Below are 23,396 nucleotides of genomic sequence, written 5' to 3'. Positions count from 1 at the left end.
TCGGAGTGCGTCGTGTCCGGATCCTCGACGGTCTTGCTCGTGAACTCCTCCAGCAGCCCCAGGGGTGGAGGGTGGGACCGGCGTAATGCGCATCCAGATTCTGGACCTGTCGCCGAGCACGACGACCGGGGCAGCGCCTGCGGTCGCTTTCAGCGGCGCATGTGGGCGGGCATGGGCTCGGTGGCGTGGGCTCGAGATGCCGGAGGTGGGTGATTTCGCGGATGTGGAAGTCGATATTCCGGACGAGATCACTTCTTGGGCCGTCGCTGACGGCCCTGCCCTGGTTGCGTCAGGCGCTCCAGGGGCACCTGTCCGGATCAGGGGTTCTGTGGAGGCCGCTGATGAAGACTCCGTATTGGCCGTCCGGGTCGGCGCCGACATGCTCCTTGTCGAGGTGGCGGGTTCCGGGGCCTTCCTGCTGCCTGGCCATGCCGGCAAGCCACGGCTCGGCGACTCCATCGAGTTCACGACACCTTGGATCGAGGTTCACCCCTACTCCATCTGAGGCGGCAGGAAGACGCTGCAGGCTCGCTCAAGTTGTGAATCCACGAGGACCATGTCTGAACTCACGCGATCGACACGCCATTTGATCGAATCGACCTACGCTGAAGGTGCCCCAGAGATCCCGGACCACGTCCGCAACTTCATCGAGACGGTCACATTCGCCGAACCTGATGACATTCTTTCCGCGTTGCGTGACGCGCTGGCCGAGGACTGGATGGCGATGCCAGTCTGGGCACGGAATCTCGCGTACCGACTTGCCTGCTTGCAACGTCCGGACGACCCCGAGTTGCTGCGCGACGCGGCAGCCGATCTCCTCTCGTTCGGGCCTGACTGGGACGACTTCGCGGAAGATCTCAAATCGCGAGTGGCCCAGTTGGAAGAATGACTGCAATGGTCTCAGAAAGTTATCGCTACGTGGGGCCGCCCGAGCTCAAGGCCGTCGTACGGCCGGACCGCGGCGGCTGCCGGATCAGCTCGGCGGAAGAGTTCGCAAGCTGGGTTGAGCGGTCGGCGACCGAACTGGGCGAACCGTTCACCTTCGTCGTCGACTTGGACTGCGTGCTGCATCTGGCGCCGCGGCGCAGCGAGCACGTGGCCTGTGCCGGCGGAGAGGCGGTCCTGGGCGCCGGTGAGATCAGCTTCACCTGCGAGGCAGGTCGCTGGGGCGTGGGTGACGTCAGTAATCAGTCCACCGGGTACTGCCCCGACGTCGGCTCCTGGGCGGCGGTAGCTGAGGCTCTCGATCGCGCAGGTCTCAGTCGTCCGCCCGGCTTCACTCACGAGGTGGTGTTCCGGCGCTGTCCCGGCTGCCAGCAGCACAACATCGTGCGTGAGGACGACTTCTTCTGCGTCTTCTGCGGCAGTGATCTACCTGAGACGTGGAATGTGGATCCCAGTTCCTGACAGTTCTCCAAGTCATCATCGCCGTTCGCGTATTGCAACTACCTATCGATAGGGGATTTCGCTCATGCCACCCGGCACTCCGCCTGCCGCCTACGGAAACGTCGTGCCGCCTGCCTGGGTCCCGCCCACCGAGATCGAGCAGGCGTTGCTCGACTTCAAGCTGCGTGAGGACTGGGCCGGATACTTCGACAGGCTGGCACGGGAACGGCTGTATCACGAGATACTGCGGGACAGGGCGGACGCCGACCCCAGTACGACGTACTCGGTCTTCGGGCACGATCCGCGTGTCGGCGGTCCTGTCTGGGCGGTGTACACCGTGGGCATGCTGCCCGCGCCCGAACCGCATCGGGTGTTCAACATCAACAGCCTCGGGTGGCTCGCCGATGCGTGGAAGCCGGGGCGTCCCGCGTGGATCGTGGTCAATCCGGGCAGCCCCTGTGAGGCGTTCCTCCCGGCGGCCCCACCCCATTCCGGGGCGTGGGCTCAGCATCATCGGCCCGGTCGCCCCCTCGGCGGCCGCCACAGGCTGCTCACTCTCCGGGTGGGTGGCCCGCTTCAGGGATCTGTCGCCCATGGCCTCGCCTGCGGAGCACTCCTGTGCGTCAGCAACGGGTCGGTGTGGAACGCCATGGGCTGGCACGGGACGGGATACATAAACGAGCGGAGGCGGCTTCGCGAGTGGTGGGGCATCACCACCCGCGAGGAATGGCAGCACTACCTCCGCGACCTCCTCGCCTGTGAGCAGCACAGCTCGGTGTGGGACTTCGTCCTCGGGCTGCGCCGCACCATCGCCCGGGACTTCGGCGGTCACGTCGACCCGGGGTACTGGCGGCAGGCCGCAGCCAATGTCCTCCGTGCGAAGTCCGAGGGTTCGGTCGTGGTCACCCAGGAGGGCGTCACCAGGACGGAACCTCGTCCCGAGTCCGAGATCGAGGCGCAGATCGAGGGAGTCCAGCGGCTCATCGGGCGTATCACTCGCTATGAAGCTCGCATGCGTGCCGACGGCGTGCTCGGCGAGGGGGCGTACGTCTCGTCCGTCGACGCGTGGGACCTCGGGCGGGCCTCGAAGATGGCCCGATGGGGGCTCGGGGCCAGGTTCGGCACGCTGGAGGAGGCTGAGTACGCCGTCGTACAGGCGGGCCGAGTGGCCTCCCACTCCTACAGGTCGTGGCAGGACTTCTCCGCCGGCTACGTCCTCGGACGCTGCCTGCACTTCGACGAGGAGGAGTTCGGTGACTGGTACCAGGACATGGTCGACGCCCACCGGATCCTGATGTCCGACCCGGGCAGCCCCTGGCTCAACCTTCCCTTTCGGTGACCGTCTCGCCAGGGGGTGAACCCGCCCTGCCCTCACTCCTCGGCGAACAGCTCCGCGGCGTCCGTGGCGTGCACCGCCCGTTGGGCCCACGTCTCCAGCTGGTCCAGGTCGGTGCACGACTCCACTTGCTCGCGGATCGCATCGGCCAGTTGAACGCCGCGCCATTCCAGGATGCGGAGGACCATTTCCCGGCGATCCTGGACGCGTCCCTCTTCCCGGCCCTGCTCTCGTCCCTCTTCTCGCACCTGCTCGGCCAGCGGGTGGCGCCAGAAGTACTGGATCGCTGTCATCGGTCCCTCGTGAATCATGAACTGAGCCAGGTATCCCGGAACTTACACTCGAGCGGGCTAAGGGCGTCACCATCACTGCTGTCGCGAACGGCGAGTCGTGATGCTGTATGCGGTTCCGCTCTGCGTCGACGGCATCGCGCTCGTGCATTCCGGCGCGATGCCCCGACCGTTCTGTTGACTACCGATCCGGCCCTCGGTCTTACTCCCCGGCGAACAGCTCAGCCGCGTCCGTGGCGTGCACGGCCCGTTGGGCCCAGATCTCCAGCTGGTTCAGGTCCGTGCACGCCGCTACCCGTTCGCGGATCCCGTCCGGCACCTGAACTCCGCGCCACTGCAGGATGCGAAGGACCATCTCGGCCTTGGTCTCGACCCGGCCCTGCTCCAGTCCCTCCTCCAAGCCCTGCTCACGCCCCTCCTCCCGCACCTGCTCTGCCAGCGGGTGGCGCCAGAAGTACTGGATCGCTGTCATCAGGTCCCTCCACATCTGCTTCGCCTGGGGGTCGGTCAGGCATGAGTCGATGAACTGCACGAAGACGGCGGCGTTGTCGGGGTCGATGGTCCGCAGGGCGGAGGCCAGGGACTCCAGTATGGCCGGAGCCTGCGGGCCGCGTCCGTGTGTCATCGCCGAGAGCACCGCAAGAGGTACGTCCCGTTCGGCCTGGCGCTCGTCCGTGATCACCGGGACGTTGTCCGGGCCGAGCACGAGGGGCCGTACCGTCAGCGAGTGCCAGCCCGGGAAGCCGAGCCGGATGGGGCGGGACGCCCAGCGGGCCGTGGCGCTGCTCTGGGTGATGACGATCAGGACCGGCTCGCAGCGGTACTTCTCGTACAGGTAGGAGAGGTAGTAGGGCCAGCTGCCGCGCTTTCGGTCGTCCGCCTTGCCCTGGGACTCCACGACCAGCAGGTACGTGCCCTCGTCCGTCTCCGCCCGCAGCAGCGTGTCCACGCGGCGCTCGACCGGTTCGATCTCCGTGAGGTCCACGTTCATCGCCGCGATCTCCCTCGGTTCGGGGAACGGCACGTGCAGCACCCGCTGTAACGCTCGGGTCAGCAGCGCCGGGTCCTTCTGGAAGATCCGGTGCAGTGCTTCGTGGGGTGAGCCGACCATCACACCGCCTCCAGTTCGCACCACACGTACTTGCCGCGGTCCCCGAACCGGCCCGACGGCTGCCAGCCCCAGTAGTCCGCGCAGGCCCGGATCAGGGCCAGGCCCCGCCCGTCCTCCGCCATTTCGGAGATCTGGTCCAGCGGCTGGGGCGGCTGTGGCGGGCCGGGGTCCGTGTCCCAGGCCCCGATCCACACCAACCCCTGTGGCGTCCGGCGGACCCTGAGCGCGGCCGGCCCTTTCGTGTGCCGCACCGCGTTCGAGATCAGCTCCGTCGCCAGGAGCTCCGCCGTGTCGACGAGCCGGATCAGGCCGTGCAGCGTCAGGACCATGCGCAGGGTGCGACGGCACACCGTCACGGCTCTCAGATCGTTGGGGATGTAGAGGGTGTAGTCCCATGTCTCCGACATGCGGCAACTCCGTTCAGAGGGCGAGATTTCGGTGCGGTGGCATTGCCGCGCCCGCCTGGGCAGGGGGAGCGGTGCGCTTCCGCTGAGTGCGCTGTACGTCACCGAACGTAGGGGCCAAATTTGGTCCCGTGCAAGCCGTTGTCGTAATCTCCCCCTGAACGAGTCACTCCTTCCGTGCAGTTGGCAACCTCAGGAGGGGCCATGCCGCGCAGGCAGCAGGCGAGCGCACGTCAACAGCGCCTCGGCGCCGAGCTGCGGAAACTTCGTGAGGCCGCGGGGCTCAAGGGGCGCGAGGCAGCCGCGCTGCTGGGGACCGACTCCGCGCAGGTCAGCCAGATCGAGGCCGGCCTCGCCGGTGTCAGCAAGGTGCGTATGCGGCGAATCGCGGCCCAGTACGCCTGTACGGACACGGAGCTGGTGGACGCCCTGGCCGCAATGGCGGTTGCCCGGACGCAAGGCTGGTGGGAGGAGTATCGAGGGCTCCTCCCGACGTCGTTCCTGGACTTGTCGGAGCTGGAGCACCATGCCACGTACCGCTGGGACGTGGAATTCCTGTACATCCCGGGGCTTCTCCAGACGGAGGACTACGCACGGGCGCTCTTCTCGTCCAGGGTTCCCGAACTGCCCGAGGAGGACTTGGAGCTGCGGGTTCGACACCGGATGCGACGGCGGACCATCCTCGAAAGGGAGCGGCCGATCCCGTACGACGCCTTGGTCCACGAAGCGGCGCTGCGCATCATGGTCGGCAGCCGGGCCGCCTCACGTGCTCAGCTCACGCGCGTCCTGGAGCTCTCCGAGGCAGACCACATCTCTGTGCGCGTGATCCCCTTCGAGCTGGAGCACTTCAGCGACGTCGGTGCCGCCATGGTGTATGCGGGTGGTGCCGTGCCGAGACTCGACACCGTCGTGCGCGATGGACCTCATGGCACGGTCTTCGTCGACTCCGCAGCACAACTGAGTGTGTTCCGAACGCACTTCCGTAGACTGCAGGCGGTGTCGCTTGACCCTGAGCGATCGCGTGACCTCATCCATAGGCTGTCAAAGGAGCTGTGAGGCGCTCATGGCCAACCCTGATCAGTGGCGCAAGTCGTCCTACTCCGGCGGCGGCGACGGCAACGCCTGCGTGGAGATAGCCGCCCGCCATCTGCGGATAGCAGTCCGCGACTCGAAGGCCCCCGCCAGAGGGATGCTCTCCTTTCCGCCGCGAGCCTTCGCCCCCTTCCTGGAAGCCCTGAAGGGGCAGCGGTCCGAGGGGCGGTGAATCGTGCAGAAGAAGTCACGCGAAGACCTCGTTCGCATCGTTCAGCAGCTCATTGACGCGAACCTCCCGGAAGAGGCGGAGGACCGTCTTCTGGACAGCCTCAGGGCGAGCGTGCTCCATCCGCGGGTGTCGGACCTGATCTACTACTCCGACCCTCCGCTCACAGCGGACGAGGTAGTCGAGCAAGCTCTCGCTTATCGCCCTATCGCGCTGTGAGTGAATCCGGGCTCACTGCCAACCGCTGGAGCACTAGAGCAACCCCGCCCCCGCCAAGAACTTCCCCACCCTCGCCACCTCGTCCCCCGACAACGGCACCTGCGGCTCCGCCGTCGCCGCGCAGGCGATGACGCCCCGCAGGTGCAGCGCCGCCTTGAAGGCGCCCAGGGCGGACGAGCTGGTGCCCATGCGTTCCGGGTCGCCGACCCCGACGAGGCCGAACAGGGCGCACAGCCGCTCCTGTTCGGCGCGGGCGGCCTCCCAGTCGCCGGACCGGCAGAGGCGGTAGAGGCGGACGTAGCCGTGCGGGTCGACGTTGGCGAGGCCGGGGACCGCGCCGTCGGCGCCCAGGGCCAGCGCTGAGTCGACCAGCAGCTCGGAGCCGGTCAGGACGCTGAAGCCGGGGTGGGCGCGGGCGCCGGTGACGATCTCGCGGAAGGCGGCCAGGTCGCCGCTGGAGTCCTTCAGGCCCGCCAGCACGCCGTCGGCGGCCAGGCCGAGCACCACCTCGGTGGGGAGCTTGGTGTGCACGGCCGACGGGATGTCGTAGGCGATCACCGGGACCGGGCTCGCGGCCGCGATCCGGCGGTAGTGGTGGACGATCTCGGAGGGGTGGGTGCGGGCGTAGAAGGGGGCCGTGACGACGACGGCCCGGGCGCCGGCCGCGGTGACCGCCGAGACGTGGTCGAGGACGCGCGGGGTCGTCATGTCGATGGCGCCGGCGATGACGGGCAGCTGACCGGCGACATGGGCCGCCACCGCCTCCACCACCTGCCTGCGCTGCCGGTCGGTCAGGAAGGCCGCCTCCGAGCTCGAGCCCAGCACGAACAGGCCGTGCACCCCGCCCGCCACCAGGTGGTCGACCAGCGCGAGCAGCGACGGCACGTCCACCTCGCGGTCCGGTGTGAGGGGCGTGCAGACGGGCGGGACGACACCGGTCAAGGGGGCGGGAAGAGTCATCAGCGCTCCTGGCGGGCTAGGTCATGGGTCGACTGGTCCTCCTCCACAGGATGGTGGCAGCGGTAGCGGTGTCCCGGGCGTGACGCGGCCGAGAAATCCGGCATCGCGGCCGCGCACACCTCGTCGGCCTTCCAGCAGCGGGTGCGGAACGGGCAGCCGCTCGGCGGGCGGGTCGCCGAGGGCACCGGGCCGGTCAGCGGGATCGGGTCGACGGGCTCCAGCAGTCCGGGCGTGGCGGAGAACAGGGCCCGGGTGTACGGGTGCCGGGCCCGGCCGGTGACGCGGTCGGCCGGGGTCTCCTCGACGATCCGGCCGAGGTACATGGTGATCACCCGGTCGCTCATCCGCCGTACCGTCTGGATGTCGTGCGAGACGAACACCAGGGCCAGGCCGAGGCGTTCCTTCAGGTCCAGGAGCAGATTGAGGATCTGCGCGCGGACCGAGACGTCCAGGGCGCTGGTCGGCTCGTCCGCGACCACCAGGCCGGGGTCCAGGGCCAGGGCCCGGGCGATGGCGACCCGCTGCCGCTGGCCGCCGGAGAGCTGACCGGGCAGCGCGTCGGCGAGGGGCCGGGGCAGACCCACCAGGGTCAGCAACTCCGCCACGCGAGTGTCCCGTTCGGCCTTGGTCCCGCGGCCGTGCACGTCCAGCGGGTCGCGCAGGATCCGCCGTACCGTCAGCCGGCGGTTCAGTGCCGTCGACGGGTCCTGGAAGACCATGCCGGTGCCCGCGCCGACCACCGCGCGGCGCTCGGCCGGCGGCATCGACCACAGGTCGCGGCCCTGGAAGGACACCGTCCCCGAGGTCGGCCGCTGGACGCCCACCAGCACCTTCGCCAGGGTCGACTTGCCGCACCCCGACTCACCGACCACGCCGACCGTCTCACCGGGCGCGACGGCGAGATCCGCGCCGGTCAGGGCGTACACCCGGTCGCGCGTGAACAGGCCGCCGCCGTGCGCCTTGTGGACGACATGGGCGTCCCTGACCTCGACGACAGCGCTCACTGCAGTGCCTCCTCGCTCTGTGCCGACGTCAGTTCCACCGCGGGGTGGTGGCAGGCTGCCGTGTGCGTGGGGGTGCCCGTGAGGACGGGTGCGGTGGTGTGGCAGACCTCGGTGGCCAGCGGGCAGCGGCCGGCGAAGCGGCAGCCCGCCGGGAAGTCCGCCGGGGCCGGTACGACACCCCTGATCTGCGTCAGGCGCTCCTCGGCCGACTCCAGCGAGAGCACGCTGCCGAGCAGACCGCGGGTGTAGTGGTGGGCCGGTGCGGCCACCAGGTCCGCGGTCACGCCGGTCTCCACGATCTGCCCGCCGTACATGACCGCCACCCGGTCGGTGACGTCGGCGACCAGCGCCAGGTCGTGCGAGACGAGGACGAGCGCGAACCCCAGCTCCTCGCGCAGCCGCAGCAGCAGCTCCATGACCTGGGCCTGCACGGTCACGTCCAGGGCGGTGGTCGGCTCGTCGGCGACGATCAGCCGGGGGTCGCGGGAGAGCGCCATGGCGATCAGGACGCGCTGGCGCTGGCCGCCGGAGAGTTCGTGCGGGTAGCTGCGCAGGGTGCGTTCGGGGTCGAGTCCGACCAGCGACAGCAGTTCGCGCGGGCCGCGCCGGCCGCCGCGCCGTACGAGCTGGCCGAGCTGGGCGCGTACGGTCATGGCCGGGTTCAGCGAGGACAGCGCGTCCTGGTACACCATCGCCATCTCGTGGCCGAGCAGCCGGCGCCGTACCCGCATCGGCTCGGCGAGCAGGTCACGCTGCCGGAAGCGCACCTGGCCGCCGACCCGGGCCGTCCGCGGCTGGAGCCCCATGACCGTGAGCGCGGTCAGCGACTTGCCGCAGCCCGACTCGCCCACCAGACCCAGCACCTCGCCGGCGTGCACCTCGAAGCCGACCCCGGCCACCACGTCCACGTCGCGGTGCCGGCCGGGGAAACGGATGGTGAGGTTCTCCACCGCGAGCACCGGCGGGCCGTCGGGCGCGGGCCGGGGGCGGGCCCGGGAGCGCAGCCGCCGGGCGGCCTCGGCGAGGCCCGGCAGCGGGAGCACCTCACCGGTGCCGGGCTCCGGCGTCTCCAGGCGGTCCCCTCGCGCCAGGTCCCCTCGCTCCAGGCGGTCCCCTCGCGCCAGGTCCCCTTGCGTCGGGTCGCCTCCCGCCAAGTCCCCCCGCGCCAGGTCCCCCCGCGCCAGGTCCCCCCGCGCCAGGTCCCCTCGCGCCTCCACCTCCCGGGCGGCCGGTGCCGCCCACGCGTCCGAGACGCCCTCGGAGAGGACGTTCAGGGAAAGGACGGTGAGCAGGATCAGCGCCCCGGGGAAGACGGTCGCCCACCAGCCGCCGGTCAGCACCATGTTCTTGCCGTCGGCGATGACACTGCCCCACGACGGGTCGGGCGGGCGCACGCCGGCTCCGATGAAGGACAGCGACGCCTCGAAGACGATCGCCTCGGCGACCTGGACCGTGCAGAACACCAGCACCGGTGCCGCGCAGTTGACGGCCACGTGCCGCAGCACGATGTGCGGCGTGCGGGCGCCGATCACCCGTTCCGCGGTGACGTAGTCCTCGCCGTACTGGTCGAGCACGTTGGCCCGCACCACCCGGGCCACCGGCGGGGTGAACAGGAAGGCGATCGCGCAGATCAGCACGCCGATCCCGCCGCCGAAGACGGCGACGAGCACGGCGGCCAGGGCGATGCCCGGGAACGCCATCACCACGTCCAGGCAGCGCATCAGCGTCTCGTCCACGGCCTTGCGGGAGGTCGCCGCGAGCGCCCCGAGCAGCGCCCCGGCGACCAGCGCGAGCGTGGTCGCGCCCAGCCCGATCGCCAGCGACCAGCGGGCGCCGTACATCAGCCGGCTGAGAACGTCCCGGCCGAGGCTGTCCTGGCCCATCCAGTGGGCGGCGGACGGGTGTCCGGTGCCGCCGGCCGGGTCCTGCTGGTCGAGCGGGTCGTCCGGGGCCAGCACGGGCGCGAGTACGGCGACCACGACGAGCAGCGCCAGGAAGCAGACGGCGACCCGGGGGAGCGGCGGCAGCCGGCGCCACCCCCGCAGGCGGACTCCGGGCCGGGAGAGCCGCCCGGCGAGGCTCGCGCGCGTGACCATCAGGCCGCCCTCAGACGTGGGTTGACGAGCAGGTGGAGGATGTCGATGACGAGGTTGACGACGACGAACCCGGTGGCCGTGGTCAGCACGACCCCCTGGACCACGGCCGGGTCGCCGTTCTGCACGGCGTCGATCATCAGCTTTCCCATGCCGGGCAGCGAGAAGATCGTCTCGATGACGACCGCGCCGCCGAGCAGGTAGCCGACCCGCAGCCCGAGCACCGTCAGCGGGTTGACGAGGGCGTTGCGCAGCACGTTGCGGCCGACGACCACCCGGGGCGGCAGCCCGCTGCCGATCGCCGTGCGGACGTAGTCCCGGTCCAGCTCCTCCACGACCGAGGTGCGCACGATCCGGGTGAGCTGGGCGGCCACCGGCAGGGAGAGCGCGAACGCGGGCAGTGCCATGGTGCGCAGCCAGCCGGTGAGGGAGTCGGCCGGGTTGACGTAGCCGCCGGTCGGGAACCAGCCGCGGTCCACCGCCAGGTACTGGATCATCAGCAGCGCCAGCCAGAACCCGGGTGCCGCCACGCCGACGAGGGAGACGACCCGCACGAGCTGGTCCGGCAGCCGGTCCCGGTGGACGGCCGCCGTCACCCCGCCCGCCAGGGCCAGCACCACCGCGATGCCGAGGCCGAGGAAGGTCAGCTGGAGGGTGAGCGGCAGCGCGGTGGTGATCTGGTCGGCGACCGGGGCCCGGGTGAGCGCGCTGGTGCCGAGGTCGCCGTGGAGCAGGTCGCCGACGAAGTGGACGTAGCGCACCGGCAGCGGGTCCAGCAGGCCGTTGCGCTCCCGGAACTCGTGCAGCTGCCCCGGGGTGGGGCTGGCGCCCTGGAAGAACGCGGACGCCGGGTCGACGTCCGAGAAGCGCATCACCAGGAACACGAACAGCACGATCCCGAGCAGCAGCGGCACCAGCAGGGCGACGCGGCGGAGCAGTATCCGTACGACCGCCGTCATGCCGTCAGGCCCACCGAGCCTGGAGGAGGTTGAGGCCCGGGTAGGGCTGGGGCCTTATCCCGCTGAGCGCGCGCGGGTCCCAGGCGGTCATCAGCTCGTTGTGCACGACCGGGTAGAGGACGGCCTGTTCGGCGACGACGTCGATGTAGTCCTGGATCATCGACTTCTTCCGCGCCGGGTCCGGCTCCCGGGTCGCCCGGTCCATGTCCCGGAACAGCGCCTTGGCGACGGGGTGGTCGGCCCAGCGGGTGTACCGCATCCAGAGGTTCCCGGGCCCGTAGTTGTAGTGCATGATCAGGTCGGCGTCGAGGCCGAACTGGTTGGGGTTGGAGGCGGCCGCGACCACCTGGTAGTCCTGCTTCTGGTCCATCTTGGTGAACACGGCCGTGGTCTCCTGCGGCGCCAGGGTGGTCTCCACGCCGATCGCGTCCCAGGACGACTTGACGGTCGGCAGGCAGTCCACGACCCAGCTCACGTTCACGGCGAGGATCTCGACCTTCAGGCCCTCGACCCCGGCGGCCTTCAGCAGCGCCCTGGCCTTCTCCGGGTCGTGGTCGTAGACGGTCCTGGCCCGCCGGTAGCCGGGGTTCTGCTCGTCCAGGAACGAGGTCGCCGGCTTCCCGTGGCCCTTCAGGGCGACCCGCACCATCTTCTCGGTGTCGATGGCGTGGTGCAGCGCCTGCCGGACGCGTACGTCGTCGAAGGGTTTGTGGCGGGTGTTGAACATCAGGAACAGGTTGTTCATCCCGGCTCCGCCGCCGACCTTCAGGCCGCCCTGTTCCAGGCGCGCGACGTTGGCGTACGGGATGTTGTCGGCGATCTGCGCGCCCGCACCGGTCCCGGAGATCTTCGCCACCCGCGGGGCCGCGTCGACGATGGTCAGCCAGTTCATCCGCCTGAAGGCGGGCCGGCGCGGGCCGTTGTAGGCGGCGAACGCCTCGAAGGTGGTGTTCGACTTCGGGTGGTGCGCGGTCTGCCGGTACGGTCCCGAGCCCACCGCCAGCCCCTTGATCGCGTCGTCCCAGGCGCCGGGCCGGGAGAACACGTGCCGGGGCATGATCTTGGCCAGGGTGAGCCGGGCGAGCCCGTCCGGGAACGGGAACCTCAGGCGCAGCTCGACGGTCCGGGCGTCGACCTTCCCGACTTCCTTCAGCCAGCTCACGAAGAAGCCCTTGGCGAGGGTCTGGGTGCCCGGGTCGAGGATCCGGTCGAAGACGAAGACGACGTCGTCGGCGGTGACCGGCTTCCCGTCGTGGAAGGTCGCGCCGGGGCGCAGCGCGAACCGCCAGGTCGTGGCGTTCGGGTCCTTCGGCAGCCCGGTGGCGAGCGCCGGGTACGGCGTCCGGGAGATGGGGTCGGTGTCCAGGAGCCCCTCGTAGACGTGGTTGTTGGCGGCCATGGCGAAGGCGGACGCGGTCTGCGTCGGGTCCCAGCTCCCGTCGTTGCCGTAGCCGATCACCGCGGTCAGGGTGCGGTCCTTGCCGCTGCCCCCGTCCCCGGTGTCGTTCGTGGACTGCGGGCCCGCGGAGCAACCCGCGAGGACCGGCGGGAGGGCGGCCGCCGCGCCGACCGCCCCCGTGTACTTCAGGAACGACCGGCGGCGCGCTGCCGGTCCGGCCGGCCCGTCGTCGGTCACGTCGTCGCGCACGGTTCCTCCAGCGAGGTCGGGGAGGGAAGAGAGGGCGATGGATGGGGTGCGAGAGGTGCGGAGCCGGGTGCGAGAGGTGCGGAGCAGACGCACGAGAGCGGACATAGGACGTTCTACGTCCGGCCGGTCAGCGTGACCATAGGAGCGTCGCTGGGGACGGTCAAGGGAGCACACACGAATGGCCCAGCCGCCCGGCGGCCCGGACGGGCGCGGGGCGACGGGCCGGAGGGGCGTGCGCGCCGGGGCACACGGGGTCCCGAGTGTAGGGGCGCAGAGCCATCGAGGGGACACGAAGAGTGAAAACGGAGGGGATCGGAGAGGAAAGGGGAACCACCGGTTCGGCGCGACACCCGGCGCCGGCCGCCGAAGAGGCGGAGGACACCTTGAGCGAACCGCGGATCTCGCCGGTACGGGCGGCCGTCGCCGCCGGCCCCGGGGCGGCGCCCCGATGAAGCCCGTCCAGCCACCGCTCGGCACCTACGCCGTCGACACCAGCACGGGCCGGGTCGGCGTCGTCATGGGGCACGAGGGGCCTTACGTACAGTTACGACCGTACGGCGGGGGCAAGGAGTGGGACTGCGACCCCGGCACCGTTCGCAGCGCCACCCCCGACGAGCGCCTCAGAGCGGTCACCGGGCACGACGGCGCGCACGGCCCGGGCGAGCTCCCCTGACACGGAGCGGGGACCGCATGCGCCACCCCGGCCCCGGACGCGGGATCCGTACGGGAGAATGGGCCCATGAGTCTGTTCCGCGACGACGGCATCGTGCTGCGCACCCAGAAGCTGGGCGAGGCGGACCGGATCATCACGATGCTCACCCGCGGTCACGGGCGGGTACGCGCGGTGGCCCGGGGCGTGCGGCGCACCAAGTCGAAGTTCGGGGCCAGACTCGAACCGTTCTCCCACGTCGACGTGCAGTTCTTCGCGCGCGGCAGTGAACTGGTCGGGCGCGGGCTGCCGCTGTGCACCCAGAGCGAGACCATCGCGCCGTACGGCGGCGGGATCGTGACCGACTACGCCCGGTACACGGCCGGCACCGCCATGCTGGAGACCGCCGAGCGGTTCACCGACCACGAGGGCGAACCCGCCGTCCAGCAGTACCTGCTGCTCGTCGGCGCCCTGCGCACCCTCGCCCGCGGCGAGCACGCCCCCCACCTCGTCCTGGACGCCTTCCTGCTGCGCTCGCTCGCCGTCAACGGCTACGCGCCCAGCTTCGGCGACTGCGCGAAGTGCGGCATGCCGGGACCGAACCGGTTCTTCTCCGTGGCCTCCGGCGGCTCGCTCTGCGTCGACTGCCGGGTGCCCGGCTGTGTCGTACCCTCCCCGCAGACCCTGGTACTGCTCGGCGCCCTGCTTACGGGAGACTGGGAGACAGCGGACGCGTCGGAGGCGCGCCACGTCCGGGAGGGCAGCGGGCTGGTGTCCGCCTACCTGCACTGGCACCTGGAGCGCGGGCTGCGCTCGCTCAGGTACGTCGAGAAGTAGCACCGCAAGCAGAGGGAGACGAGAAGCTCATGGTCGTACGCGGGATCCTGGGGCGCCAGCGCCGCGAGTACAGGGCGCCGGAGCCGCACCCGTCCGGCGCCCGGGCGCCGAAGCTCCCGGGCGAGCTGGTCCCGAACCACGTGGCGATCGTCATGGACGGCAACGGCCGCTGGGCCAAGGAGCGCGGGCTGCCCCGCACCGAGGGCCACAAGGTCGGCGCCGAGCGCGTCCTCGACGTGCTGCAGGGCTCCATCGAGGCCGGCGTCCGCAACATCTCGCTGTACGCCTTCTCCACCGAGAACTGGAAGCGCTCGCCCGACGAGGTCCGCTTCCTGATGAACTTCAACCGCGACTTCATCCGCAAGACCCGCGACCAGCTCGACGCGCTGGGGATCCGGGTGCGCTGGGTCGGCCGGATGCCCAAGCTGTGGAAGTCGGTCGCCAAGGAGCTCCAGGTCGCCCAGGAGCAGACCAAGGACAACGACCTGCTCACCCTGTACTTCTGCATGAACTACGGCGGCCGGGCGGAGATCGCCGACGCCGCGCAGGCGCTCGCGCAGGACGTGAAGGCGGGCCGCCTCGACCCGTCCAAGGTCAACGAGAAGACGCTCCAGAAGTACATGTACTACCCGGACATGCCGGACGTCGACCTGTTCCTGCGCCCCAGCGGCGAGCAGCGCACCTCCAACTACCTGCTCTGGCAGAGCGCCTACGCCGAGATGGTCTTCCAGGACGTGCTGTGGCCGGACTTCGACCGCCGCGACCTGTGGCGGGCCTGCGTCGAGTTCGCCTCCCGCGACCGGCGCTTCGGCGGTGCGGTCCCGAACGAGGAGCTCATCGCCATGGAGGCCGCGATGAGGGGCAACGACCCCTCGTAGACCGTTCGTAGGCCCTTCGTGACTCCCTCGGGCGCCGGTCGCGCGGGGGCGCGGTCAGCGTCCGGCCGCGCACTCCGCGCAGGTGCCGAAGATCTCCACCGTGTGCGCCACGTTGACGAAGCCGTGCTCCGCCGCGATCGCCTCGGCCCACTTCTCCACCGCGGGGCCCTCCACCTCGACCGCCTTGCCGCAGGAGCGGCAGACGAGGTGGTGGTGGTGCTCGCCGGTGGAGCAGCGGCGGTAGACGGACTCGCCCTCGGAGGTGCGCAGGACGTCGACCTCGCCGGCGTCGGCGAGGGACTGCAGGGTGCGGTAGACCGTGGTCAGCCCGACGGAGTCGCCCTTGTGCCTGAGCATGTCGTGCAGCTCCTGCGCGCTGCGGAACTCGTCGACCTCGTCGAGCGCCGCCGCCACGGCCGCACGCTGCCGGGTGGAGCGGCCCCTCACGGGCGGTCCAGCGGTCGTCACCGTCGTCTCCTCACGTCTGCGCCTGCCGGGGCCATTGTGCCAGCCCGGCCTGCCGGCGGTCAGACGCCGACCCCGTCGCCGGCCTCCCGCGTGGCCGGAATCGAGCACTCGGCGGGGTCGCCCGCGGGCCGGGCCGCGGCGGCCGCGCGGGCGCGTCGCCGGGCCAGGGGCGTGGCCAGGGCGCTGAGCACGCCGAACGCGCCGATGGTCAGCAGGACGATCGTCGCGCCCGGCGGCACGTCCTGGTAGAACGAGGTCACCGTGCCGCCGATCGACACCGTGACGCCGAGGGCGACGGCGATCGCGAAGGTGGCGGCGAAGCTCCGGGTGAGCTGCTGCGCGGCGGCGACCGGCACGACCATGAGCGCGGAGACCAGGATCAGGCCGACCACCCGCATGGCGACCGTGACCGTGACGGCCGCGGTGACCGCGGTGAGCAGGTTCAGGGCGCGCACCGGCAGCCCGGTGACCCGCGCGAACTCCTCGTCCTGGCTGACCGCGAACAGCTGGCGGCGCAGGCCCAGGGTGACGACGACCACGAACGCGGCGAGCACCATGATCGCGGTCACGTCGGAGGGCGCGACCGTCGACAGCGAGCCGAACAGGTACGACGTCAGGTTGGCGGTGGAGCCGCCCGGTGCGATGTTCACGAACATCACGCCGCCGGCCATGCCGCCGTAGAAGAGCATGGCCAGGGCGATGTCGCCGCGCGTCCTGCCGTACCAGCGGATCAGCTCCATCAGGACCGAGCCGAGGACGGAGACGGCGGTGGCCATCCACACCGGCGAGGCGTGCAGCAGGAAGCCGAGGCCGACGCCGGTCATCGCCACGTGCCCGATGCCGTCGCCCATCAGCGGCTGGCGGCGCTGGACCAGGTAGATGCCGATGGCGGGCGCGGTGATGCCGACCAGGACGGCGGCGAGCAGCGCCCGCTGCATGAAGGCGTAGTTCAGGAGTTCCATCAGCTCAGCAGTCCCGTGCGGCTCGGTTCGGCGCCCGCGGGTGCGTGCGGGTGCACATGGTCGTGGCCGGGCAGGGCGTGCTGTCCGACCGCGCGCGGGGGCGGGCCGTCGTGCAGCACGCAGCCGTCGCGCAGGACGACCGCCCGGTCGATCAGCGGCTCCAGCGGGCCCAGTTCGTGCAGGACGACCAGGACGGTGGTGCCCTGGGCGACCTGCTCCCGCAGGGTGGCCGCCAGCACCTCCTGGCTGGCGAGGTCGACGCCGGCCATCGGCTCGTCCATGATCAGCAGTTCGGGCTCGGAGACCAGGGCGCGGGCGATCAGCACCCGCTGGTGCTGGCCGCCGGAGAGCGCGGTGACCGGGTCCTTGGCGCGGTCCGCCATGCCGACCAGGTCCAGCGCCCGGTGCACGGCCTCGCGGTCGGCACCGCGGAAGAAGCGGAAGCGGGTGCGGGCCAGGCGGCCCGAGGCGACGATCTCGGCCACCGTGGCGGGTACGCCGCCGGCGGCGCTGGTGCGCTGGGGCACGTACCCCACGCGGGCCCAGTCACGGAAGCTCCGGCGCGGGGTGCCGAACAGCTCGACCGTGCCGGAGCCGGCGGGCACCTGGCCGATGAGGGTGCGCACGGCCGTCGACTTTCCGGAGCCGTTGGCGCCGAGCAGCGCGACGACCTCGCCGGCGCGCACGGTCAGGTCGATGCCGCGCAGCACGGGCCGCGAGCCGAGCTCCGCGGTCACCTTGCGCATCGCTATGACGGGTTCGCCCATGATCTCGTCCTCCGTGCCGGTCACTTGGCGCCCAGGGCCCGCTGGAGCGCCTTGAGGTTCGCTTCCTGGACCGCGAAGTAGTCCTTGCCGCGGGACTTCGCCGTGATCCCCTCGATCGGGTCCAGGACGTCGGTCCGCAGGCCCGAGTCGCCGGCGACGGTCTTCGCCGTCCGGTCGCTGACGAGCGTCTCGTAGAAGACGGTGGAGACGCCGTCGCTCTTGGCCACCTCCGCCAGCTCCCGCACGCGGGCGGCGCTGGGCTCCGACTCGGGGTCGAGGCCGTTGATGGCCTCCTCGGTGAGGCCGTAGCGCTCGGCGAGGTAGCCGAAGGCGGCGTGCGTGGTGATGAAGACCTTGGTCCGGGTGTGCCCGAGGCCGTCCTTGAAGCGGGTGTTCAGGTCGTCAAGACGCCTGACCAGGGTGGCGGTGTTCTTGCGGTAGTCGGCCGCGTGGCCGGGGTCGGCCTTCTCGAAGGCCTTGCCGACGCCCTCGGCGACCTGGGCGTAGCGCACCGGGTCGAGCCAGATGTGCGGGTCCTTGCCGGGCGCCTCGCCGTCGTCGTGCGTGTCGTGCGCGGCCGCGTGCCCGCCGACCTCGGTGCCGTGCTGCTCCAGGGTGGTCAGCGAGGCGGCGTCGATCTTCGTGCCGACCGGGGACTGGGCCACCGCGTCGTCGACGGAGGGCTGGAGGTTCTTCAGGTAGAGGACCGCGTCGGACTCTTCCAGCAGGGCGATCTGGCGGGGGCTGATCTCCAGGTCGTGCGGTTCCTGCCCGGGCGTGGTGAGCGTGGTGACGTGGACGTGGTCGCCGCCGATCCGCTCGGCGAGGAAGGCCATCGGGTAGAACGACGCGACGACGTCGAACTTGCCCGTGTTGCCGGGTTTGCCCCCCGCGACGCCGTCGGTGGAGCACGCGGACAGCGCGGCCAGGCCGAGCGCGAGGGCGGCGGCGAGCGCGGACCGGGGTATGAGGCGTCGACTTACGTTCATGACAGTCATTTTCAACAAACGTGGAAACCGTTGTCAACAACGCCTGTGGGAGCCTGTAGACGGGGGCCGATTTGGCCGTGGGGGAGCCTGCGCCGGTAACCTGAATCATTCGCTGGAAGCATCTCGCTTCAACGCCCGTCGTCGTAATGAAGAGAGCACCGTGGCCGCCGACAAGATCGACACCATCGTCAGCCTGAGCAAGCGCCGTGGCTTCGTTTTCCCCTGCAGTGAGATCTACGGCGGCCAGCGTGCCGCCTGGGACTACGGACCGCTGGGTGTCGAGCTCAAGGAGAACATCAAGCGCCAGTGGTGGCGTTACATGGTGACGTCGCGCGAGGACGTGGTCGGTATCGACTCGTCCGTCATCCTGGCCCCCGAGGTCTGGGTCGCCTCCGGCCACGTCGCCACCTTCACGGACCCGCTGACCGAGTGCACCTCGTGTCACAAGCGGTTCCGCGCGGACCACCTGGAAGAGGCGTACGAGGAGAAGAAGGGCCACGCCCCGGCGAACGGCCTCGCCGACATCAACTGCCCGAACTGCGGCAACAAGGGCCAGTTCACCGAGCCCAAGCAGTTCTCGGGTCTGCTGTCGACGCACCTCGGCCCGACCCAGGACAGCGGCTCGGTCGCCTACCTGCGCCCGGAGACCGCCCAGGGCATCTTCACCAACTTCGCCCAGGTGCAGACCACCTCGCGCCGCAAGCCGCCGTTCGGCATCGCCCAGATGGGCAAGTCCTTCCGCAACGAGATCACGCCCGGCAACTTCATCTTCCGCACCCGCGAGTTCGAGCAGATGGAGATGGAGTTCTTCGTCAAGCCGGGCGAGGACGAGAAGTGGCAGGAGTACTGGATGGAGCAGCGCTGGAACTGGTACACGGGCCTCGGCCTGCGTACCGAGAACATGCGCTGGTACGAGCACCCGAAGGAGAAGCTCTCCCACTACTCCAAGCGCACCGCCGACATCGAGTACCGCTTCCAGTTCGGCGGCAGCGAGTGGGGCGAGCTCGAGGGCGTCGCCAACCGCACCGACTACGACCTCGGCGCCCACTCCAAGGCCTCCGGCCAGGACCTCTCCTACTTCGACCAGGAGGCCCAGGAGCGCTGGACGCCGTACGTCATCGAGCCGGCGGCGGGCGTCGGCCGCACCATGCTGGCCTTCCTGCTCGACGCCTACGTCGAGGACGAGGCGCCCAACGCCAAGGGCAAGATGGAGAAGCGCACCGTGCTGCGCCTCGACCACCGGCTCGCCCCGGTGAAGGTGGCGGTGCTCCCGCTGTCCCGCAACCCGGAGCTGTCCCCGAAGGCCAAGGGCCTCGCCCAGGCGCTGCGCCAGCACTGGAACATCGAGTTCGACGACGCCGGCGCCATCGGCCGCCGCTACCGTCGCCAGGACGAGATCGGCACGCCGTTCTGCGTGACCGTCGACTTCGACACGCTCGAGGACAACGCGGTCACCGTCCGCGAGCGTGACTCGATGAAGCAGGAGCGCGTCTCGCTCGACCAGATCGAGGGCTACCTGGCCAGCCGCCTGATCGGCGCCTGACCCGCGGATCCACCGGTGCCGGGCTCCCGCATGGCGGGGCCCGGCACCGTCGTGTCTCAGAGGTCCAGGTCCACGTAGAGCGCCGCGTGGTCGGACGCCGCGTCCGTCTTCGACGTGACGGTGTCGAACGACTTGATGCCCGGCGCGAAGAGTCCACGGGTCTCCAGCCCGACGTGCTGCACCTCGGGCCAGAGCGACGGAGACAGCAGCACGTAGTCGATCTTGTCGTGCTCGCTGTGGCAGTCCCCGTGGGTGCCGGGCTCGCCGTGGTAGGAGGGGTGGCTCATGACGTCCCGAAGCCCCGTTTCCCGCAGCTCCTGGGTCGCCGCGCTGGCCGGGTCGTCGTTGAGGTCTCCGGCGACCAGGACGTGCGGGGTGCGCTCCGAGGCGGCGCGGTAGATCTCCGCGACCCGCCTCGCCTGGGCCAGCCGCAGCTCCGGGTCGTCGTTGAACTTGCTCTTGAGGTGGTTGCCGAGGACCACCAGGGGCGACCCGTCGAGCTGGATCTCGAACTCGGGGCAGTCCCGGCTGAAGAGGCGCTCGTCGGGGTGCTCCGGGTCGGTGTCGAAGAGGTGCGTCCGCACGGAGGTGATCGGGTGGCGGCTGAGGATCCCGATGTCGATGCCCCGGGGGTCGTTGCCGTCGATCAGCAGGTTGTACGGGTACGGGCGTCTGCCGAGCGCCCCGGCCAGGACCTGGGTGTTGAAGCGCTCCAGGGTGAGCCGGTCCTCGACCTCCACGGTGAGCAGGATGTCGGCGTCGACCTCCGAGACCACCCGGCCGGTGTTGCGCACGACGTTCAGGTCGAGGTCGTCCTGCCCCAGCTCGGCCCAACCGGCCCACCCGGTACGGCCGTCCGCGGTGACCTCGACCTTGGTGTCCTTCCCGGACCCGGACGTCCGGAACAGCCCGGAGCCCTTGCCGGGACGGGACTGGTTGACGTAGATCGGCGGAGGGTTCTGCGGGTCGATGGCGTACGCCCGGTGCTTCTCGATGATCCGGGCGATCTCCTTCTTGTCGACCTCCTGATACACCGGCAGGTCCAGGAGGGTGACCAACTTGGCGAAGTCGGAGAGGACTTCCTCGCGCTTCGCCGTCTCCGCGAGGCGGAAGGCCGTGGGCCGGCGGAACACGTTCTCCATGTTGAAGGTGGCGATACGGACGCTCATGGCGGGCCTCCTCCGGCGGCGCGAGAGCACCGCGGGGCCGGCGGCAGGCGCCGCCTGAGGACTGCTCGCCGACAGTTCCCATTCTCCGGGCACCGCGCAACGCTGTCCAACGGAGCGGGCCCGGAGCGGGGAGCCGGTGCTGATCTCGCGTCAGGGACGGGTGGGCCGGGCCGCGGGGGACACGGACCGCGCCGCGACCGGGCGCTCAACGCCCCTGCAGCGTCCGCACGTTGTCGCCGAAGGTCCAGTTCTTCGAGCCGTCCCAGTTGACCGACCACGTCATCAGGCCCTTGAGCGCGCCGCCGTAGTGCCGCCACGCCTGGGACACCAGGGACGGGGACAGGTAGCCGCCGCCCGCGCCGGGCTGGGCGGGCAGGCCGGGCACCTGCTTGTCGTAGGGCACCTTCACGGTCGTGCCCTGGACGACGAGACCTTTGGCGAGGCAGTCGGTCTGGGCGGTGAAGCCCTGCACCGTGCCCGCCGCGTACGAGTCGCCGGAGCAGCCGTACATGCTGCCGTTGTAGTACTGCATGTTCAGCCACCACAGCCGGCCGTTGTCCGCGTACTTCTTCACGATCGGCAGGTACGCGCCCCAGATCGAGCCGTAGGTGACGCTGCCGCCGGTCACGTACGCGGTCTCCGGCGCCATCGTCAGGCCGAACCCGGCCGGCATCCGGGCGAGGACGCCGTCGATGATGCGGATCAGATTGGCCTGCGACGTGGACAGTTGGGTGATGCTGCCGCTGCCCACCAGACCGGTCTCGATGTCGATGTCGATGCCGTCGAAGTTGTACTTCTGCAGGATCGGCACGATGGTCGCGACGAACCGGTCGGCGACCGCGCTGGAGGAGAGGTCGATGCCGGCCGCAGCGCCGCCGATGGACAGCAGGATCGTCTGGCCGGACGCCTTGGCCGCGCACATCTCGGCGGGCGTGGCCACCTTCACCCCGCTGTCCATGCCGTCCTCCCACAGCGCCGTCCCGTCCGAGCGGATGACCGGGAAGGCCGCGTTGAGCACGTTGTAGCCGTGGGCGGCCATCCGGGAGTCGGTGATCGGGGTCCAGCCGAAGGGCGGGTGGACGCCGTTGGCGGCGCCGTCCCAGTTCTCCCAGTAGCCCTGGAGCACCTTGCCGGCCGGGCGCGACTTCACGGCGCAGGTGTCGGCGGCCGAGGCGGTGGGTGCGGTGGCGATCGCGAGGGGGGCGAGGACGGCCGTGGTGAGCGCGGCGGTGAGCAGACGCAGCGTGCGGCGGAGCATGCGGGGCCTCCCGGTGGGGGTGCGGTGAGGTGTCGTAGGCATGACAGTTCGCTTCCCTCGACAGTGCAGGTGGTCCAGACCTCTCGTCAATAGGTCTGGACCAAGTCGCCTACAACGACAAGTGACAGATGACAGCTGACAGATATTGAAATCTGTCAGCTGTCATGGCAGCATGGAGGACATGACGATCCGAACCCGCACCCTCGGAACCACCGGCCCCCACGTCTCCGCCCTCGGCCTCGGCTGCATGGGCATGTCCGCGCTGTACGGCGACGCCGACCGCGCGGAGTCCGTCGCCACCGTCCACGCCGCCCTCGAAGCGGGCGTCACGCTCCTGGACACCGGCGACTTCTACGCCATGGGCCACAACGAGATGCTGATCGGCGAGGCCCTGCGCACCGCGCCCGCCGCCCTGCGCGAGAAGGCCCTGCTCAGCGTGAAGTTCGGCGCCCTGCGCGACCCGGACGGCAACTGGAGCGGTTACGACGGCCGCCCCGCCGCCGTGAAGAACTTCGCCGCCTACTCCCTGCAGCGCCTCGGGGTCGACCACATCGACGTCTACCGCATCGCACGCCTCGACCCGGACGTGCCGATCGAGGAGACCGTCGGCGCGATCGGCGAGCTGATCGAGAAGGGGTACGTCCGGCACGTCGGCCTGAGCGAGGTCGGCGCCGACACCATCCGCCGGGCGGCCGCCACCGCGCCGATCGCCGATCTGCAGATCGAGTACTCGCTCATCTCGCGCGGCATCGAGCGGGAGATCCTGCCGACCACCCGAGAGCTGGGCATCGGCATCACCGCGTACGGCGTGCTCTCCCGCGGCCTGATCTCCGGCCACTTCTCCCAGGACCGGCAGCTCGCCGCGAACGACTTCCGCGCCCACTCGCCCCGCTTCCAGGGCGAGAACCTGCGGCACAACCTGACGCTGGTCGAGGCGCTGCGCAAGATCGCCGAGCAGAAGGGCGTGACCGTCGCGCAGATCGCCATCGCCTGGGTCCTCTCCCGTGGCGAGGACATCGTGCCGCTCGTCGGCGCCCGCACCCGCGACCGGCTGGGCGAGGCGCTGGGCGCGGCGGACGTCACCCTGGACGACGCCGACCTCGCGGCCATCGAACAGGCCGTCCCCGCGGACGCGGCGGCGGGCGACCGCTACCCGGCGGCACAGATGGCACACCTCGACAGCGAGCACTGACCTCGCCCCCGGG

Annotated in this window: 25 protein-coding genes and 1 pseudogene; 12 read left to right on the top strand and 14 right to left on the bottom strand. The window is 70.5% G+C overall.

The features are described from left to right. Positions 1-85: 85 nt before the first annotated feature. The 4 genes from B446_RS12945 to B446_RS12930 all read left to right on the top strand — a co-directional run bounded on the left by B446_RS12945 (position 86) and on the right by B446_RS12930 (position 2,725). Complete coding sequence (locus B446_RS12945) at positions 86-505, top strand: hypothetical protein (RefSeq protein WP_020939889.1); 420 nt, start codon at positions 86-88, stop codon at positions 503-505. A gap of 51 nt (positions 506-556) precedes the next feature. After that, a complete protein-coding gene (locus B446_RS12940; RefSeq protein WP_020939888.1) occupies positions 557-889 on the top strand; it encodes a hypothetical protein in 333 nt (110 codons plus the stop codon). Further along, positions 886-1,407, top strand: a complete 522-nt coding sequence (locus B446_RS12935; RefSeq protein ID WP_043475491.1) for a hypothetical protein — start codon at positions 886-888, stop codon at positions 1,405-1,407. Before B446_RS12940 ends, B446_RS12935 begins: the two co-directional genes overlap by 4 nt. 103 nt (positions 1,408-1,510) lie before the next feature. Continuing rightward, positions 1,511-2,725: a DUF1266 domain-containing protein gene (locus B446_RS12930; protein ID WP_020939886.1), complete on the top strand. Its 1,215-nt coding sequence runs from the start codon at positions 1,511-1,513 to the stop codon at positions 2,723-2,725. Between the two features lie 32 nt (positions 2,726-2,757). Here B446_RS12930 and B446_RS12925 read toward each other — a convergent pair. The 3 genes and pseudogenes from B446_RS12925 to B446_RS12915 all read right to left on the bottom strand — a co-directional run. Next, positions 2,758-3,015, bottom strand: a pseudogene (locus B446_RS12925) (hypothetical protein); the annotation flags it as partial. 199 nt (positions 3,016-3,214) lie between these two features. After that, on the bottom strand, positions 3,215-4,123 hold the full coding sequence (locus B446_RS12920; RefSeq protein ID WP_020939884.1) for a hypothetical protein: 909 nt from the start codon (positions 4,121-4,123) through the stop codon (positions 3,215-3,217). Next, positions 4,123-4,530: an ATP-binding protein gene (locus B446_RS12915; protein ID WP_020939883.1), complete on the bottom strand. Its 408-nt coding sequence runs from the start codon at positions 4,528-4,530 to the stop codon at positions 4,123-4,125. The genes B446_RS12920 and B446_RS12915 overlap by 1 nt, the downstream gene beginning before the upstream one ends. Before the next feature lie 201 nt (positions 4,531-4,731). Between B446_RS12915 and B446_RS12910 the strand changes: the two genes are divergently transcribed. The 3 genes from B446_RS12910 to B446_RS12900 are packed head-to-tail and all read left to right on the top strand — an operon-like array spanning position 4,732 to position 6,007. Further along, positions 4,732-5,583, top strand: coding sequence for a helix-turn-helix domain-containing protein (locus tag B446_RS12910; protein WP_020939882.1), 852 nt, complete (start codon positions 4,732-4,734; stop codon positions 5,581-5,583). 7 nt (positions 5,584-5,590) lie between these two features. After that, a complete protein-coding gene (locus tag B446_RS12905; RefSeq protein ID WP_020939881.1) occupies positions 5,591-5,791 on the top strand; it encodes a DUF397 domain-containing protein in 201 nt (66 codons plus the stop codon). Between the two features lie 3 nt (positions 5,792-5,794). Then, positions 5,795-6,007 carry a hypothetical protein gene (locus B446_RS12900; protein ID WP_020939880.1) on the top strand — a complete coding sequence of 71 codons (213 nt, stop codon included), beginning with the start codon at positions 5,795-5,797 and terminating at the stop codon, positions 6,005-6,007. Positions 6,008-6,040: 33 nt separating this feature from the next. On the opposite strand, the gene B446_RS12895 is transcribed toward B446_RS12900, so the two are convergent. From B446_RS12895 to B446_RS12875, 5 genes are read right to left on the bottom strand one after another with little or no spacing between them, the layout of a single operon-like run. Beyond that, positions 6,041-6,967, bottom strand: coding sequence for a dihydrodipicolinate synthase family protein (locus B446_RS12895; RefSeq protein WP_020939879.1), 927 nt, complete (start codon positions 6,965-6,967; stop codon positions 6,041-6,043). Continuing rightward, complete coding sequence (locus B446_RS12890) at positions 6,967-7,971, bottom strand: oligopeptide/dipeptide ABC transporter ATP-binding protein (RefSeq protein ID WP_020939878.1); 1,005 nt, start codon at positions 7,969-7,971, stop codon at positions 6,967-6,969. Before B446_RS12890 ends, B446_RS12895 begins: the two co-directional genes overlap by 1 nt. Then, positions 7,968-10,067 (bottom strand): dipeptide/oligopeptide/nickel ABC transporter permease/ATP-binding protein, encoded by a 2,100-nt coding sequence (locus B446_RS12885; RefSeq protein ID WP_020939877.1) that lies wholly within the window; start codon positions 10,065-10,067, stop codon positions 7,968-7,970. The genes B446_RS12890 and B446_RS12885 overlap by 4 nt, the downstream gene beginning before the upstream one ends. Then, positions 10,067-11,023, bottom strand: coding sequence for an ABC transporter permease (locus B446_RS12880; protein ID WP_020939876.1), 957 nt, complete (start codon positions 11,021-11,023; stop codon positions 10,067-10,069). Before B446_RS12880 ends, B446_RS12885 begins: the two co-directional genes overlap by 1 nt. 4 nt (positions 11,024-11,027) lie before the next feature. Then, positions 11,028-12,671 (bottom strand): ABC transporter substrate-binding protein, encoded by a 1,644-nt coding sequence (locus tag B446_RS12875; RefSeq protein WP_020939875.1) that lies wholly within the window; start codon positions 12,669-12,671, stop codon positions 11,028-11,030. A 448-nt stretch (positions 12,672-13,119) separates the two neighbouring features. Here B446_RS12875 and B446_RS12870 point away from each other — a divergent pair, with 448 nt between their 5' ends. The 3 genes from B446_RS12870 to B446_RS12860 all read left to right on the top strand — a co-directional run bounded on the left by B446_RS12870 (position 13,120) and on the right by B446_RS12860 (position 15,035). Then, complete coding sequence (locus B446_RS12870; protein ID WP_020939874.1) at positions 13,120-13,344, top strand: hypothetical protein; 225 nt, start codon at positions 13,120-13,122, stop codon at positions 13,342-13,344. 66 nt (positions 13,345-13,410) lie between these two features. Continuing rightward, on the top strand, positions 13,411-14,157 hold the full coding sequence (recO, locus tag B446_RS12865; protein WP_020939873.1) for a DNA repair protein RecO: 747 nt from the start codon (positions 13,411-13,413) through the stop codon (positions 14,155-14,157). Between the two features lie 29 nt (positions 14,158-14,186). Next, positions 14,187-15,035 (top strand): isoprenyl transferase, encoded by an 849-nt coding sequence (locus B446_RS12860; protein WP_020939872.1) that lies wholly within the window; start codon positions 14,187-14,189, stop codon positions 15,033-15,035. A 54-nt stretch (positions 15,036-15,089) separates the two neighbouring features. Here B446_RS12860 and B446_RS12855 read toward each other — a convergent pair whose 3' ends face one another. Genes B446_RS12855 through B446_RS12840 form a run of 4 tightly spaced genes read right to left on the bottom strand, consistent with a single transcriptional unit; the run spans position 15,090 to position 18,221 of the window. Then, positions 15,090-15,503 carry a Fur family transcriptional regulator gene (locus B446_RS12855; protein WP_043475479.1) on the bottom strand — a complete coding sequence of 138 codons (414 nt, stop codon included), beginning with the start codon at positions 15,501-15,503 and terminating at the stop codon, positions 15,090-15,092. Between the two features lie 59 nt (positions 15,504-15,562). Beyond that, entirely contained in the window at positions 15,563-16,465 is a 903-nt protein-coding gene (locus tag B446_RS12850) for a metal ABC transporter permease (RefSeq protein ID WP_020939870.1), read from the bottom strand. After that, complete coding sequence (locus tag B446_RS12845; protein WP_106960683.1) at positions 16,465-17,235, bottom strand: metal ABC transporter ATP-binding protein; 771 nt, start codon at positions 17,233-17,235, stop codon at positions 16,465-16,467. The genes B446_RS12850 and B446_RS12845 overlap by 1 nt, the downstream gene beginning before the upstream one ends. 17 nt (positions 17,236-17,252) lie before the next feature. After that, complete coding sequence (locus B446_RS12840; RefSeq protein ID WP_020939868.1) at positions 17,253-18,221, bottom strand: metal ABC transporter substrate-binding protein; 969 nt, start codon at positions 18,219-18,221, stop codon at positions 17,253-17,255. A gap of 160 nt (positions 18,222-18,381) precedes the next feature. Here B446_RS12840 and B446_RS12835 point away from each other — a divergent pair, with 160 nt between their 5' ends. Beyond that, entirely contained in the window at positions 18,382-19,764 is a 1,383-nt protein-coding gene (locus B446_RS12835) for a glycine--tRNA ligase (protein WP_020939867.1), read from the top strand. Positions 19,765-19,820: 56 nt separating this feature from the next. On the opposite strand, the gene B446_RS12830 is transcribed toward B446_RS12835, so the two are convergent. Then, the gene (locus B446_RS12830) at positions 19,821-20,933 is read right to left on the bottom strand and encodes an endonuclease/exonuclease/phosphatase family protein (RefSeq protein WP_020939866.1); all 1,113 of its coding nucleotides are present in this window, start codon (positions 20,931-20,933) and stop codon (positions 19,821-19,823) included. A 205-nt stretch (positions 20,934-21,138) separates the two neighbouring features. Beyond that, entirely contained in the window at positions 21,139-22,191 is a 1,053-nt protein-coding gene (locus B446_RS12825; protein WP_020939865.1) for a chitinase, read from the bottom strand. Positions 22,192-22,372: 181 nt separating this feature from the next. Here B446_RS12825 and B446_RS12820 point away from each other — a divergent pair, with 181 nt between their 5' ends. Then, a complete protein-coding gene (locus B446_RS12820) occupies positions 22,373-23,383 on the top strand; it encodes an aldo/keto reductase (RefSeq protein WP_020939864.1) in 1,011 nt (336 codons plus the stop codon). Positions 23,384-23,396 lie beyond the last annotated feature (13 nt).

It is taken from the genome of Streptomyces collinus Tu 365, from assembly GCF_000444875.1.
GTDB classification, from domain to species: domain Bacteria; phylum Actinomycetota; class Actinomycetes; order Streptomycetales; family Streptomycetaceae; genus Streptomyces; species Streptomyces collinus_A.
The sequence above is the reverse complement of the archived record's forward strand: the minus strand, read 5'-3'. Positions and strand labels throughout refer to the sequence as shown.

What these genes read in the sequence shown, in the direction of transcription:
- B446_RS12945 (WP_020939889.1), top strand. Translation starts at nt 86, where the DNA reads ATGCGCATCCAGATTCTGGACCTGTCGCCGAGCACGACGACCGGGGCA.
- B446_RS12940 (WP_020939888.1), top strand. Translation starts at nt 557, where the DNA reads ATGTCTGAACTCACGCGATCGACACGCCATTTGATCGAATCGACCTAC.
- B446_RS12935 (WP_043475491.1), top strand. Translation starts at nt 886, where the DNA reads ATGACTGCAATGGTCTCAGAAAGTTATCGCTACGTGGGGCCGCCCGAG.
- B446_RS12920 (WP_020939884.1), bottom strand. Translation starts at nt 4,123, where the DNA reads ATGGTCGGCTCACCCCACGAAGCACTGCACCGGATCTTCCAGAAGGAC.
- B446_RS12915 (WP_020939883.1), bottom strand. Translation starts at nt 4,530, where the DNA reads ATGTCGGAGACATGGGACTACACCCTCTACATCCCCAACGATCTGAGA.
- B446_RS12910 (WP_020939882.1), top strand. Translation starts at nt 4,732, where the DNA reads ATGCCGCGCAGGCAGCAGGCGAGCGCACGTCAACAGCGCCTCGGCGCC.
- B446_RS12905 (WP_020939881.1), top strand. Translation starts at nt 5,591, where the DNA reads ATGGCCAACCCTGATCAGTGGCGCAAGTCGTCCTACTCCGGCGGCGGC.
- B446_RS12895 (WP_020939879.1), bottom strand. Translation starts at nt 6,967, where the DNA reads ATGACTCTTCCCGCCCCCTTGACCGGTGTCGTCCCGCCCGTCTGCACG.
- B446_RS12885 (WP_020939877.1), bottom strand. Translation starts at nt 10,067, where the DNA reads ATGGTCACGCGCGCGAGCCTCGCCGGGCGGCTCTCCCGGCCCGGAGTC.
- B446_RS12880 (WP_020939876.1), bottom strand. Translation starts at nt 11,023, where the DNA reads ATGACGGCGGTCGTACGGATACTGCTCCGCCGCGTCGCCCTGCTGGTG.
- B446_RS12870 (WP_020939874.1), top strand. Translation starts at nt 13,120, where the DNA reads ATGAAGCCCGTCCAGCCACCGCTCGGCACCTACGCCGTCGACACCAGC.
- recO (WP_020939873.1), top strand. Translation starts at nt 13,411, where the DNA reads ATGAGTCTGTTCCGCGACGACGGCATCGTGCTGCGCACCCAGAAGCTG.
- B446_RS12860 (WP_020939872.1), top strand. Translation starts at nt 14,187, where the DNA reads ATGGTCGTACGCGGGATCCTGGGGCGCCAGCGCCGCGAGTACAGGGCG.
- B446_RS12850 (WP_020939870.1), bottom strand. Translation starts at nt 16,465, where the DNA reads ATGGAACTCCTGAACTACGCCTTCATGCAGCGGGCGCTGCTCGCCGCC.
- B446_RS12840 (WP_020939868.1), bottom strand. Translation starts at nt 18,221, where the DNA reads ATGAACGTAAGTCGACGCCTCATACCCCGGTCCGCGCTCGCCGCCGCC.
- B446_RS12830 (WP_020939866.1), bottom strand. Translation starts at nt 20,933, where the DNA reads ATGAGCGTCCGTATCGCCACCTTCAACATGGAGAACGTGTTCCGCCGG.
- B446_RS12825 (WP_020939865.1), bottom strand. Translation starts at nt 22,191, where the DNA reads ATGCTCCGCCGCACGCTGCGTCTGCTCACCGCCGCGCTCACCACGGCC.
- B446_RS12820 (WP_020939864.1), top strand. Translation starts at nt 22,373, where the DNA reads ATGACGATCCGAACCCGCACCCTCGGAACCACCGGCCCCCACGTCTCC.